The 13,313-nt window shown below is 63.9% G+C and carries 11 protein-coding genes and 1 tRNA gene; 2 read left to right on the forward strand and 10 right to left on the reverse strand.

Annotated elements, in window-relative coordinates; translation table 11 throughout:
• Positions 1-11: 11 nt before the first annotated feature.
• From HMPREF1316_RS11085 to HMPREF1316_RS11115, 7 genes are all read right to left on the reverse strand, one after another.
• Complete coding sequence (locus HMPREF1316_RS11085; RefSeq protein WP_021727128.1) at positions 12-680, reverse strand: sugar transferase; 669 nt, start codon at positions 678-680, stop codon at positions 12-14.
• Positions 681-801: 121 nt separating this feature from the next.
• Positions 802-877, reverse strand: a tRNA-Thr gene (locus HMPREF1316_RS11090).
• A gap of 522 nt (positions 878-1,399) precedes the next feature.
• Positions 1,400-1,936, reverse strand: coding sequence for an NYN domain-containing protein (locus tag HMPREF1316_RS11095; protein ID WP_040652374.1), 537 nt, complete (start codon positions 1,934-1,936; stop codon positions 1,400-1,402).
• On the reverse strand, positions 1,929-2,699 hold the full coding sequence (rlmB, locus tag HMPREF1316_RS11100) for a 23S rRNA (guanosine(2251)-2'-O)-methyltransferase RlmB (protein ID WP_021727109.1): 771 nt from the start codon (positions 2,697-2,699) through the stop codon (positions 1,929-1,931). Before rlmB ends, HMPREF1316_RS11095 begins: the two co-directional genes overlap by 8 nt.
• Before the next feature lie 112 nt (positions 2,700-2,811).
• Complete coding sequence (cysS, locus tag HMPREF1316_RS11105) at positions 2,812-4,299, reverse strand: cysteine--tRNA ligase (protein WP_021727066.1); 1,488 nt, start codon at positions 4,297-4,299, stop codon at positions 2,812-2,814.
• 55 nt (positions 4,300-4,354) lie between these two features.
• Positions 4,355-5,659 (reverse strand): hypothetical protein, encoded by a 1,305-nt coding sequence (locus tag HMPREF1316_RS11110; protein ID WP_021727157.1) that lies wholly within the window; start codon positions 5,657-5,659, stop codon positions 4,355-4,357.
• Positions 5,660-5,743: 84 nt separating this feature from the next.
• Positions 5,744-7,054: a chain length determinant protein gene (locus HMPREF1316_RS11115; RefSeq protein ID WP_021727055.1), complete on the reverse strand. Its 1,311-nt coding sequence runs from the start codon at positions 7,052-7,054 to the stop codon at positions 5,744-5,746.
• A gap of 503 nt (positions 7,055-7,557) precedes the next feature.
• Here HMPREF1316_RS11115 and HMPREF1316_RS11120 point away from each other — a divergent pair.
• Positions 7,558-8,106, forward strand: coding sequence for an LbetaH domain-containing protein (locus HMPREF1316_RS11120; protein ID WP_021727088.1), 549 nt, complete (start codon positions 7,558-7,560; stop codon positions 8,104-8,106).
• A 98-nt stretch (positions 8,107-8,204) separates the two neighbouring features.
• Entirely contained in the window at positions 8,205-9,230 is a 1,026-nt protein-coding gene (locus HMPREF1316_RS11125) for a glycosyltransferase (RefSeq protein WP_021727147.1), read from the forward strand.
• Between the two features lie 18 nt (positions 9,231-9,248).
• Here the strand turns inward: HMPREF1316_RS11125 and HMPREF1316_RS11130 are convergent, their stop codons facing one another.
• From HMPREF1316_RS11130 to HMPREF1316_RS11140, 3 genes are read right to left on the reverse strand one after another with little or no spacing between them, the layout of a single operon-like run.
• Positions 9,249-10,472 carry a glycosyltransferase family 4 protein gene (locus HMPREF1316_RS11130; protein ID WP_021727145.1) on the reverse strand — a complete coding sequence of 408 codons (1,224 nt, stop codon included), beginning with the start codon at positions 10,470-10,472 and terminating at the stop codon, positions 9,249-9,251.
• Complete coding sequence (locus HMPREF1316_RS11135; RefSeq protein ID WP_021727140.1) at positions 10,469-11,671, reverse strand: radical SAM protein; 1,203 nt, start codon at positions 11,669-11,671, stop codon at positions 10,469-10,471. Before HMPREF1316_RS11135 ends, HMPREF1316_RS11130 begins: the two co-directional genes overlap by 4 nt.
• 10 nt (positions 11,672-11,681) lie before the next feature.
• The gene (locus tag HMPREF1316_RS11140; protein WP_021727138.1) at positions 11,682-12,950 is read right to left on the reverse strand and encodes a glycosyltransferase; all 1,269 of its coding nucleotides are present in this window, start codon (positions 12,948-12,950) and stop codon (positions 11,682-11,684) included.
• Between the last annotated feature and the right edge of the window lie 363 nt (positions 12,951-13,313).

The raw sequence follows: 13,313 nt of genomic DNA on the forward strand, positions 1-13,313 counted from the left end.
AAGAGGCTCCCCTAGCAGCCCTGTGCCCGAAGCACGGCAAAGACGGTCTGGAAGATGATTCTCAGGTCCGTGAGGAAGGAGCGGGTGCGCAGGTAGAGCACGTCGAGACGCATCCACTCGTCGAAGCTGATGGTGTCGCGATCGGGCTGCACCTGCCAGTAGCTGGTGATGCCCGGCTTGCAGCTCAGGCGATAGGCCTGATAGTAGTTGTAGCTGCTGCACTCACTGGGCAGGCCGGGACGCGGCCCCACCACAGACATCTGACCCATGAGCACATTGAAGAACTGGGGCAGCTCGTCGAGGGAGTGCGCCCGCAGGAACCTACCCACGCGGGTGACCCGCGGGTCATCGTGCATCTTGAAGACGGGGCCATCCTTCTCGTTGTACTGCATGAGTGTGGCAGCCTCCGCCTCGGCGCCCACGCGCATGGAGCGGAACTTCCACATGCGGAAGGTCCTGCCATCCTTGCCCACGCGCAGCTGCTTGAAGAGCACGGGACCAGAGGGGTCATCGATCTTGATGGCGAGCACGATGAGCGCGTACAGCCAGCTGCCGAGGACGATGGCCACCGCCGAGAAGACTATGTCAAAGACGCGCTTTGCGAACCGATAGAGTGCCCCGCGCCTCGCGCGACCGGACCTCTCGCCAGAGGGCGGTATGATACCCAGTACCTGCTCCATGCGTACCCCTCATCCAAGTGCGGACCATTGCGACACGGGTGGGAGGCTGACGTCGCACGATGGGTCGCAGGACGACGATGGGCCAACACCCCCGTGGGTGCCGACCCATCTGCATACGCTATGGAGCTGGCGGCCGGACTCGAACCGGCGACGACTAGTTTACAAGACTAGGGCTCTACCAACTGAGCTACACCAGCATGCCACAGCATCATAGCGTCTGCGGGGCCGACACACCAGAAGTGCTAGAGAGAACCACCCTCCTCCTCATGCCATGACATGAGGCCTCGGGATGGGCGGAGGCCGCCCCGTGCACTCAGACGCGCCAGCAAGCACAAACCAACCCGTGCCACATCGACCGCCTCCTCATGTGCCGGAGAGCTCCTGTCGCTCAAGGGCGATACCCACCGCAGGGCACCGTGTCCTTGTGACGAGCGAGCTCAGAAAGACATGAAACCTCCAATACAGCATTATCGGTAAGCGTGATTCCAGATAGCGACCCATCACGTTCCACATGTGCCGATATGGCAACAGAAGCGTTCCAATATATGCTGTTTTTTTAATCCAGATCCAGAAATGTATATATCTATACAGATTACATTCAGATATAAAAGATTCAGGCTATTTACAGCGTTTTATGCAGAACGTCACACTCATGGATAAGAAAATGAGGGTAATCTCACGCAATTTAAGTTTTCTTTATGGTAAGGCGACGGAGGGAGCTAGGAGCGTCCGAGCATCCTGTCGAGCCGGGCGCGCGTCGCCGGGTCGAGGCGGTCCTCGAGTGTGAGGTGCTGGTGCGTGCGCTCCACGCGCTCCCGCTCCATCTCATGGGACAGCTGCTTGACGTCCGTCACCAAGACGTCGCTCGACACGCGCGTGACGGGGACGCCACCCACCGTCGCCCGGATAGTGTTGTCCGACGTCACCACCGTCACGGCTCGCGGGACGAGGCGCGCCGACGTCACCAGACGTTCGATGACCGTATCGGCACTCTCACCCGCCTGGGAGAAGATGATGCGCACGCCAGCCCTGGACAGGTTGGGGCGATCGGGGGAGACGTTACCCGCGGCATCAAACACGATGGTCGCCTCATAGCGCCCCTGGGCGTAGGTGGCGACGTCCGCCACAAGCCGCTCGCGCGAGCGCTCGAAGGGGTCGCCTGGGTCGGTCTCGTCCATGAGGACGGTGTAGCGGGGACTCTCGTGGATGACGTTATAGCCATCGACGACCAAGAGCTCGTGCGGTTGCCTAGGCATCTGCGCGCCCCCCTGCGGCCGTGGTGCGACGCAGCCACTCATAGCACATGACCGTGGCCGCCTGGGCCACATTGAGCGACTCCACACGCCCGCGCTGCGGAAGCCTGCACGTGAAGTCGCAGCTCTCCCGTATCAGACGCGAGATGCCCGTGCCCTCGGACCCCATCACCAGACAGAGGCGGCCCTCGACGGGGGCCTGCCACACGTCATCCTCCGCGTGCTCGGTGGAGCCGCAGACCCAAAAGCCCGCCGCCTTGAGCTCATCGATGGCACGGGAGAGGTTGGGGACCTGGGCGATGGGCACATGGAGCACCGCACCGGCAGAGGTCTTGTAGGAGCCGACGCCCACGCCCGCCGCACGCGCCCCGGCGATGATGACGCCTGCCGCACCGACGACTTCGGCGGAGCGCACGATGGCACCGAAGTTGCCCTCGTCCGTCACGTGATCGAGCAGGATCACGAGGGCATCCCCCGTGCCTGCGGCGACGATGACATCCGCCAGCGAGGCATAGGAGTATGGACGGACCTGCACCATGATGCCCTGATGGGCGCCATGGGAGCTCAGGACATCGAGACGTGCCTTGGGCACGTACGCCATCGGCACGTCCGCAGCCGAAAGGCGCGACACCAGATGTGCCAGCGTGGCATCCGAGCCCTCGGCGCCGCCCTGCACGAGGGCGCGCTCGAGGGGCACGCGCGCCTCGAGCGCCTCGGCGACGGCACGACGCCCCTCGATGAGGTCGCCGGCCACCTGCTTTCCCACCTGGCCTTGGTGCCCTCGCCGAGGATGCGCACCGGCGCCCCGCACGTCCCGCGCTGGCCGAGCGGCACGCTTCCTGCTGGTGGGCCTACCCCTGCCTCGTGCCATCGTGACCCTATGCCCTCCTCTTGGAGGGGCGCAGGCGTGCGCCAGCCGCCGTGTCCTCGACAACGAGCCCCAGGCTCGCGATGCCATCACGGATGGCATCCGCACGCGCCCAGTCCCTTGCCGCACGCGCCTCCTGACGGGCGGCCAGGAGGGCATCGGCCGCCCCCTGCGCATCGTCTCCGGCATAGTCCGCATGCTCGCGGGCAAGGCCCACCAGCTCGAAAGGCAGCTCGTCCTGGCCACCCACCTCGCCGAGGTCGATGCCCAGCACGCCCAACAGCTCCACCAGCAGGTCGGCGGCACGCAGGACGGGAGCGGTCGTCAGGGCGCCGCCCGCATCCGCAAGGTACGTGTTGGCGGCGCCCATCAGCGAAAAGATGGCCGCGAGGGCACCGGAGGTGTTGAAGTCGTCATCCATCTGTCGCGTGAACTCTGCCTGTGCCTCCTTGCAGACGGCCGTGAGGGCGCGGTCGGTGTCGTCAAACGCACCGTCCTGCGGGGCGTTCCTTGCGGCCCAGCGCAGGTTCTTGATGCAGCTGGTCAGACGCTCCACGGTGCCCACCGCACCATCGAGCTGGTCGGTCTGGAAGTCGAGCGCCGAACGGTAGTGGGTCTGCAGCATGAGCAGGCGCACGGCATGGGCGGGACATCTGTCCAGAACGTCCTTGAGCGTGAGGAAGTTGCCCAGGCTCTTGGACATCTTCTCGCCGTTGACGCGCAGCATGCCCGTATGCATCCATAGGTTGGCGAGGGGCGCGTGCCAGGCACACCGGGCCTGGGCACACTCGTTCTCATGGTGCGGGAACACGAGGTCCTGCCCACCGCCGTGGATGTCGATGGGGGCTCCCAGGTAGCGATGGATCATGGCGCAGCACTCCGTATGCCAGCCAGGGCGGCCCTCACCCCAGGGGCTGGGCCAGCTGGGCTCCCCGGGCTTGGCCGCCTTCCAGAGCGCGAAGTCGAACGGGTCGCGCTTCTCGTCGTTGACTTCCACGCGCTCGCCCGCGCGCAGCTGGTTAAGGTCGCGTCCGGACAGCATGCCATAGCTGGCATCGGAACGCACGGAGAAGTACACGTCGCCGTTTGCGGCGACGTAGGCGTTGCCGTTGGCGATGAGCGTGGAGATCATGTCCTGCATGGCCTCGACCTCATGCGTGGCGCGCGGGCGCACGTCGGGATCGAGGATGCCAAAGCGGCGCATCTGCTCAATGAAGGCCTTCGCGTACTGTTCGGAGACGTCCGCAGCGGCACGCCCCTCCTCGTTGGCACGGTTGATGATCTTGTCGTCCACGTCCGTGAGGTTCTGCGCAAAGGTCACCTGATAGCCCCTGTAGACGAGATAGCGACGGATGACGTCGAACGCCAGGAACGTGCGGGCGTTGCCGATGTGGATCTGGTCGTACACCGTGGGCCCGCACACGTACATGCGGACCTTGCCCTCCTCCATGGGTCTGAACTCCTCTTTGCGGTGTGTCTGGCTGTTGTAGATGAGCATGTCGCTGATTCCTCGCCTCGAGAGTTGGGAGTGCCACCCCAGAGTGTACTCAATGTCACCCAAGCCGTCGCCCGCGGCGCATGCCCCCTCGCTCCCTGTACTTGTCCAGGATGAAGGGTGCCGCAAGCAGCAGATACACCAGGTAGCCCGACTCCACCGTCAGCGAGCTGTTGTAGACGGAGAGCCACACCGACAGCAGGGCGACGATGCCGCAGCAGTTGGTCATGACCCTGAGGTCAGCGTCCCTATAGCGCTTCAGCTTGCTCACCACGAACACGCCCAGGAAGAAGGCCTCGAAGCACACGAGCCCACTCAGGCCCGTCTCGATGTAGACGTGTGCATCGGAGAACCACGTGTAGTGCAGCCAGCTGAAGTGGTCATAGAACGAGCTCATCAGCACCTCGAAGCTTGAGGTGCTGCAGTTGCCGAGACCAAAGCCGAACAGGCGCGTGAGGGGGTCGTCCGAGAAGAACATGGACGTGATGCGGCTCAGGGCATCCAGACGGCTCAGGTCGCCCGTACCCGTATAGCCCGCGTCGCCCATGTACTCGATGATCGTGCCATCGGTAAAGAAGCTGATCCCCGAACCGGCGAAGAAGAACTGCATGGCGAACAGACCCGCGGCGATGCCGGCCACCATCACAAGGACAAGTACCACCGAGCGGGAGGTCATGCGCTCGCTCAGCAGGGCCAGTAGCACGATGATGGGAAGCTCGAAGAAGTACACCTTGAGCTCGGCAATCGACACCAGGTAGAAGCACAGGAGCAGCGTCACGACAAGCTTGGGAAGCGACGTCCTTCGTGCAAGGTACTCCAAGACGGAGATGACCGTGGTGACGGCGATCAGGATGTTGAGGTAGCCGTTGCCCCCCTGCAGGACCCCAAAGGAGCCACCGATGTAATCCCCGGAATATCCCATGGCCAGCTCGAGCGAGCAGAGCCCCACGTTGACAAGGAAGAGCGCCTTGAAGAAGGTGGCCATCCTCAGGACGTCACGCACGCCCAGGAGCGCCACGCAGCAGACGAAGAAGGCATAGAACCTGAAGATGTTCCTGAGGCCCCAGAGGTACAGGAGAGGGGATCCCCCTGCACGGAGGCCCCCTATCACCGTCAGGACGAAAAACGCCAGCAGCAGCCCGTAGACGTATCGGTAGTAGACGCCCCGGTTGTCGTACCTTCCCCGAATGAGGATGGCGCCAAAGAGAACCAGGTTTATGGCGTCGAGCAGGTAGGTGATGGTACCGGGGACACCGAACATGTCCCGCAGGAAGCCGAAGGTGGCCAGGAGGCACAGCTCGATCCAGATCAGGGACCCTGCCGTCCTCTCGATGAGGACGCCTCCCCAGCGACCTTGGGCCATGCCTCGCCTCGTGACACCTTGGCGAGGGGAGGCGTGCGCCCCCACGACCGATGCGCCCCTCATGGGCATATCCTGCCGCATGGGCTAACGCCGCCATGGGCGTCTGCGTCCGATACGCCCCCGCGGGCTCCCGTAGAGGAATCCCGTCATCTGGATGTTGGCCAGCCTCAGCCTTCTCTGTATCTCGGCGACGGCCGACTGCTTTGTCCGCTCCGAGGAGATCGAAAGGAAGACCATGCCCAGCATGTCCGCCAGCATCAGGGCACCATCGCTCGAGAGCGGGGAGGGCAGGGCCGCCACGACGCAGTCATAGTCCGCCCTGAGCTCCTCGAGCACCGACGCCATCCGATCGTCCCGCAGCTCCTGTCCGAGGTCGCCACGAGGCTTCCCCGGGGCAATGAAGCAGAGGCCCCCATCCTCCACGCGCTGCGTGACATCGGCAAGGGACGCCTCGCCGGCCAAGAGCCCCGCGAGGCCCATGGACGGGCGAAGGCCCAGCAGCTTGCCACAGGACGCGTGCTGCGTGTCACAGTCGAGCAGGAGCGTGCGCTCTCCCCCCTGGGCACATGACGTCGCGATGGACACCGCGTTTCTCGCAGCGGACCTTTTGCCATCAACGTCCATCACAGCGATGGTCCGCGCGGCATGACGCGGCAGGAGGGGCAGAACGTCCCCGGCATCGATGATGGCAGGCATGCCGAAACGCTCCTCAAGCTCCTCCCGACTCCCAACGCCCCGGTTTCGCCCGTCCCTGACCACCACGACTATCGCCATGGTCATGAAGCCGATGACAAACCCAATGGCGGCATTGAGCCTGTTCGATGGCGAACTCTGGCTCGTGGCCTCCTGTGGGGGCTCCACGACCGACAGGGAGCCCCCGTTCATGATCGTGGACATGTAGTCCGGGGCAATCCTGACGAGCGACTGTGCAAGCTGATAGGCATCCTGTGGCGAGGAGGCCGTGACGGTCACCGTCACCAACGGGGCCTTCTGCTCGACCTGTGTCGAGACGACCTTGCTGGCCAGGGCTGGATCGGCGTACTCCTCGAGATGGGCGTCATGGGCGGCCCTTGCAACCATCTCACCACTCCCGAAGACGAAGGCATAGGTACTGGCCAGGGAATTCGAGGTGTTGGCGTCATCGATGACCGCATAGTCCGTAGCTGTGCCCTCCGCGCCTTCGGTCTGGTTGTTCGGCCTGTTGCTGACATATATGGTAAACGACGACTGATACCGTGGAGGTATGCTCGTCACCGTGTACTCGAAGAAGAGTGCGCCCACGAGCGCCCCTCCCACAAGACACGCCAGCATGTGCCTCCCGACGGCCCTGAACGCGTCAGCGAGCCTGAGCCCCCGCTCCTCGTCGTATGAGACGTCTATGTACCCCTTGTCCATAAGGCTAGCCCCACTCTGTGATGACTCTGCATTTCATAAGCAAACGCCAGGCCCTCTCCCGCGGCGCGTTCGTGGTGGCGCTCGGCCGCAGAGCGCGCATGCGCCGCACGCCACCACCACGCCAAACCCCCGGTCGCTCTCCCCACAGGCATCGAGCGCGCGGGCCCTTCTGCCACCGGCTCCATCATAGTGCCCGTCCATCGGGAAAGCCGTTGGCGGCAATCAGGGCCCCTCCCTCCTCCTCTGTGACTTGCAGTCTATCGCAGTGGCGCCCCCAGCCAAACCCGGCGACGTCGGCACACGTGGGTACGTGAGGACGAAGCAACAGGTGGAACCAGCAAGAACCATGCTATCAGTGCAGGGGTGCGCACCACAGGGCATCCATCCCCGTGGTGTCCCTCGGCTCCGGACCCCCTGAGGATGGGCTGTCGCGGGGCGCACCCATCGCGTATCCTTAGACGCGACGGGGCACATCGGGTCGGGCAAAGAAGTTGGTTGGACACATGATTTCGACGAGGGAACAGCTCAGGGGCGTGCTCGACCATGAGAGGGCACTGTATGAGGGTGCCACCGCACGGGATCACCTTGAGCGCATCATCACGCATGACATCAGCCTGAGGGTCTATAGGTTCGTCTCCCTGCTCAGGAAGACCGAGTTTCACCACAACCGATCCGGCTTCCTCAGCAAGCTGTGCTACGCGTGGTATCGGCGAAGGAAGAACATGCTGGGCGAGCGGTTGGGCATAGAGATCTGGGACAATACCTTCGACGCGGGCCTTCGCATCTATCATGCGGGAAACATCGTGGTCAATGGAAACTCCAGAATAGGGAAGAACTGCAGGCTTCATGGCAGCAACTGCATAGGCAACGACGGGTATTCCGAGGGAAGTCCCACGATCGGCGACAACGTTCGCTTGGGGGTGGGCGCAAAGGTCATCGGTGACGTCACGATTGCCGATGACGTGACCATCGCGGCAGGCGCGGTCGTCGTCGACTCCTTTGTGGAGCGGGGCGTCACCATTGGTGGCGTGCCCGCGAGAAGAATCAAGTAGCGTGTCATCGTCGGGTGCCACGGTCGTGACGTGCGCCGTCATGGTATCGTGCAGCCAGCGACAACGATAGGAGATTCCCATGAGACGGCGTGGGACAGATGGCCGGCACGGTTAAGGTCAGCGTGATCGTCCCCGTGTACGGAGTGGAGCGGTACCTGGGACGGTGCATCGAGAGCTTGTTGGGGCAGACCCTCAGACAGCTCGAGATCATACTCGTCGACGATGGGTCGCCGGATGCGTGCCCGCAGATCTGCGATAGGTACGCACGGGAGCATGCGAACGTCACGGTGATCCACAAGAGGAACGAGGGGTTGGGGATGGCCAGGAACACTGGCCTCCTCCGCGCGCGAGGCGACTATGTCGCATTCGTCGACTCGGATGACTACATCGCACGGACGGGCCTGGAGAGTCTCTATGACATCGCCTGCAGACATGGTGCCGATACCGTGCTGGGCGCCTATGCCAGGGTCAGAGGTGACGGCTCGTCCCGCCAGGGGCAGAACCCCCTGGGGGGCAGCGTGTTCACGGGCAGCACCGAGATACTCACTACCGTACTGAGGGGAATGCTGGGGAGTCCGGTCGGCTATCCTGATGACATGTACCAGATGATGTCGGTGTGGTTGGGGATCTATTCCCGAAAGATCATCTGTGACAACGACATCCGATTCTGCTCCGAGAGGCAGCTCATCTCCGAGGACCTCATCTTTGACCTCGACTACTACCCGCACGCGCAGCGGGTGGCCATCAGTGACTGTGACTACTACTACTATTGCGAGAACGGGTCGTCCCTCACCACGGCGTACCGAGGCGATCGCTTTGAGATGGATCGAAGGCTGTACCAGGAGCTCGAGAGACGCTGCACCGCCTTGGGGCTGGACGCGCAGGACAGGCTGGACAGGAGCTTTCTGGGACGGGCCCGCCAGTGCCTCTATGCCGAGGTCAGGTGCCAACCATGGCGCGTCGCTCGGGCCAACATGAGGCGGATCTGCTCAGATGGGTTCCTGACGGAGCGAGTGCGTCGCTACCCCATGCGGCGATACCCCCCCAAGCTGCGCCTGCTTGCCTTCCTTATGGAGCATAGGGCTGTCGACCTGCTGTACGTCATATGCGCCGCACTCAAGTGAGTGCGGCGCACGCTGGGCCTAGGTACGCTCGCCCGGCACCAGCCTGTCGTAGATGTCCTGGTAATGAGTGACCTTCGTCCCCCAGGTGTAGTGCTCGGCCCTTCCGCGCGCCCTGCCGCCCCGACGCTCGCGCTCCTCGGGCGAGGCGATGCACTCGATCAGGGCCTCCTGCAGCGAGCGCACGTAGGAGCCCTGGTCCGTCCCCGCATAGAGCCAGCCCACGCCGGCATCCACCATCTCGGCACCGCCGAAGCGACCTATCGTGATGACCGGCAGGCCACGGGCCATGGCCTCCAGCACGACGCTCCCCGAGGTCTCGCGCAGGCTTGGCATGACCAGCACGTCAGCGTTCTGGTACTCCTCCGTCATCCCCTCGAAGGATGCTGTGCCGGTCAGCACGACACGATCCCGCAGCCGTGCGTCCCCTTGGCAGCGGCGCCCGAGGGCCTCCCGACAGGGTCCGTCGCCCACGATGCGACATTCGCAGCGCACGTCAGCCGGTAGCCCGGCAAGGGCGTCCAACAAGAGGTCGTGACCCTTGCGATAGACGAGCCTCCCAGCAACGAGAATCGTGCAGCCATCGTGCCGCCGACGGCGTCGCCGCGCAAGCTCCTGCTCCCCCACGCCAATCTCTGGATACGGCCTGGCATCCTGGCCCCCACAGAGGTCCCCTAGATAGTCCTGCGTCTCCCTGTTGGCAAACAGCACATGGTCAACCCTGCCCAACACGCCCGACGTGGCCAGGTGCCACCGGCTGAGCGCATTGGCGGCCCGACGCACGAGCTCCTGCGCCTCGTGCCCCTGGGCATAGCCCCTGAGCCCCGGCGGTATGTACTCGGCACCTCCCACGGGCCCGCACACGAAGGGCACGTTCCCAATCCTGCCATAGTCGCCGATGGCTCTGAACTCGACGGGGGTGACCTGGTGGATGAGGTCTATCGCCTCAGAGGCGCAGATGCGCGCGGCCGTGGCGTAGGCACGCCTGTTCCAGATACCCAGGCGCCCGGAATAGAGGGACTCCCCAAGGAGCCTCTTGCACACGGGCGGGATGTCCACGTAATGGAAGCGGATGTCGCACGCCGGGTGCGCCGCCAGGTACCTCTCTATCGGCTCGCGCTGCTCCTCCTTGGTCAGCACATGGACACGGTTCGAGCGTGCGCTCTCGAACGGGACGCTCCATCCGATCTTGTCCTCGCTGCCTGCGTAGGGGTCGCAGGAGTATGCCACGTAGAGGATGTTCACCGCGTGTTCCCCAGCTGCCCCTTGAGGTCGTCGCCCACGATCTCCTCGCCCGTCCGGTGTCTCAGCTGCTCCAGGGAGGCCGCGCTCAGGCCGTTGTCGGCCACGGCCCCATGGTCACAGGTGCTGCACCGATCCAGCTGCTCCTTGGTGAGCTTCCCGTCGCGATAGTCCCGGCACACCTTGTTCTCGTACATGCTGTACTTCTTCTTCCTGCCCGCCCTCAGGAACTTGTGCACGAGGACCCACCTGAGGGGCGTCAGGATGTGCTTGCGCATGGCAGGCGACACGGAGCCGATCATCCAGCAGTTGCGGTCGCAGTGCCTGACCTTCCCCCTCACCACGTCGGCCTGCACGCTGTTCCAGACCTCATCCCACGTCTGCTCGTTGAGGTTGCCCATGACCTCCTTGCTCTTGGTGCCATTGCAGGGCATCACGTCGCCATAGGGGTCGATGAAGAAGGTGTCGTAGCTCATGTCACAGGGAAGCAGCCTGGGCTGTCCGTAGATGTAGTTGATCAGGCCATGGTTGAAGTAGGCCCGAAACCACTTCTTGGGCTCGTTGGAGGCAAGGAGCTCGTTGATCAGGTCCTCGAAGTTCTTCGCGACCATCGGGCGGTTGTGGATGATGTTCCTGGCCTCGACGAAGTAGAAGCTGTTGTGCAGCGACGCCGTGGCGAACTCCATGCCCATCTCGTTGGAGATGCGATACAGCGGCACGAGGTCGGGGGCGTTCGCATCCTGGACCGTCATGCCGAAGCCGACGTCGGTCATCCCCATGTCGCGGAGCTTCTTGAGCGTCGAGTAGCCCCGCTGATACCCGTCCTGCAGGCCGCGAATCTCGTTGTTCGTCTGCTCGAGGCCCTCGATGGATATGCGGATGCCGATGTCGGGAAACTCCTTGCAGAGGTCCACGATGCGATCGGTGAAGAAGCCGTTCGTCGAGATGACGATGCGGTCCGACCTCTTGTAGAGCTCCCGGACGACGTCCTTGAGATCCTCCCTGATGAAGGGCTCACCCCCGGTGATGTTGGTGAAGTACATCCTGGGAAGCTTGGCTATCGTCCCCAGGGAGATCTCCTCCTCTGGCCTCGAGGGCGCCTTGTAGCGGCTGCACATCGTGCAGCGGGCGTTGCAGCGGTAGGTCACGATGACCGTGCCGTTGAGCTTCTCGTTGCCCCTGGCCACTCTTCTTCCTGCCATCAGCCTTCCTCTATCCCCCGGCCCGCAGCCGCCCGTAGCGGCCCACGAGATCGCTTATGTACGTGGCCTGGTCGCACCTGGTGAGGACGTACTTCCTGCACGCTGCCTGCATGTGACGGTAGTCCGTCACGTCCATGCTCGTCGCCCTCCCGATCGCCTGCGCAAGCGATCCCACATCCCCCGCCTCGCAGGAGCAGCCTGTCCTCCCCCCCATCACCAGCTCGGGAATGCCTCCTATGCGCGTCCCGATGACGGGCGTGCCCTGGGCGAACGCCTCGATGATCGAATAGGGCATGTTCTCACGCCACACGGAGGGGACCACCGCGAAGGATGCCTGCCGTACGAGCCGCCTCAGCTCATCCCCGCTCTTGGAGCCCACAAGCCGCACGTGATCGGCGCCCTGGGCCTCGCCGAGCAGCTCGAGGAGCGCATCACGACGGGGACCATCGCCGGCGATGACCAACGACCAGTCCCCCTGCAGTGACGGCAGCACGGCCAGGAAGGCCCTGACGAGCAGCTCGACACCCTTCTCATGCGAGAGCCTGCCAAAGAAGAGCAGGTACGGATGTGTGCGATCCGTTGCATCCCCGGCACCCCCGGCACGTTCCATGAGGTCGTCGGGCGCAAAGTTCTGCATGGCGACGACCTTGTGGGCAGGGATGCCGCCCTCGACCAGCTTGTCCCGCATGAACACGGAGGGGGCGATGAAGAGGCCCACCTTCCCATAGCTCCCATGCCTACGCAGGAACTCCGCCTCCGCGACGGCAAGCGCGCTCTTGGCAAGGGAGGACTTCACGCAGCGCTTTCGCGCACAGTGCATGAAGTGCCCGTCAAGGCAGTCGTCACAGACGGCTCCCCCACCATCGAGCATGGTGTAGGCGGGGCACACGAGCACGTAGTCATGAGCCGTATAGACCACGGGGATGCCCTGGGCCGCCGGTGCATCGAGTATCGAGAAGGAGATCTGCCGGTGCACGAGGTTGAGGTGAATGACATCGGGTCTGAACTCCCTGCACAGGGCGTCGAACTTCCTCTTGGCCTCACGCGAGTAGATGAGAGACGTCGCGGACCCCAGCCTCTGGGTCAGGGAGGCGGGCTTGTCGTACTCCCTTGGGGAGACGAAGTACCTGGCCTGCTCACAGGGAAGGTTGCGGTCGTCCTGCATGGAGAAGCACGCCACCTCATGGCCCTTGCTCCTCAGGCCCTCCGCAAGTGCGAAGTAGTAGGCCTCGGAGCCACCCCTGCGGTAGTGGAACTTGTTCACCAGCAGTATCCTCATCAGCCGATCCTCCTTTCTGACGAGGCATGAGGGCCCATGCGCCCTCCGCCCCTGTGGGCGGATGGCGCATGGGCGCGGACACGGGCACCGAGCCGAAAGGCCATGGGATCGTTGGACGGCTGGGCGCGGGCCTCCCACACCACACCGGCACGTTCCCGGAAGGGTGCGGCATCCACGCCGCCGGAGGCCCCTTTGCCCCTGCCCATCAGGCACGCGATACCATATCATATGCCTGCCGGCAGGCTCACGGGCACATCCTCGCGCCCAGACAAAAAGCGCTCGTGCCGGGTGCCCTCCTCACACGCCCCTCCGCGTGCAGACGGTGCCGCAGGCTCATGCGTCCCACGAGGAGGCCATCGCACC

Source organism: Olsenella profusa F0195 (assembly GCF_000468755.1).
Taxonomy (GTDB): Bacteria; Actinomycetota; Coriobacteriia; order Coriobacteriales; family Atopobiaceae; genus Olsenella_F; species Olsenella_F profusa.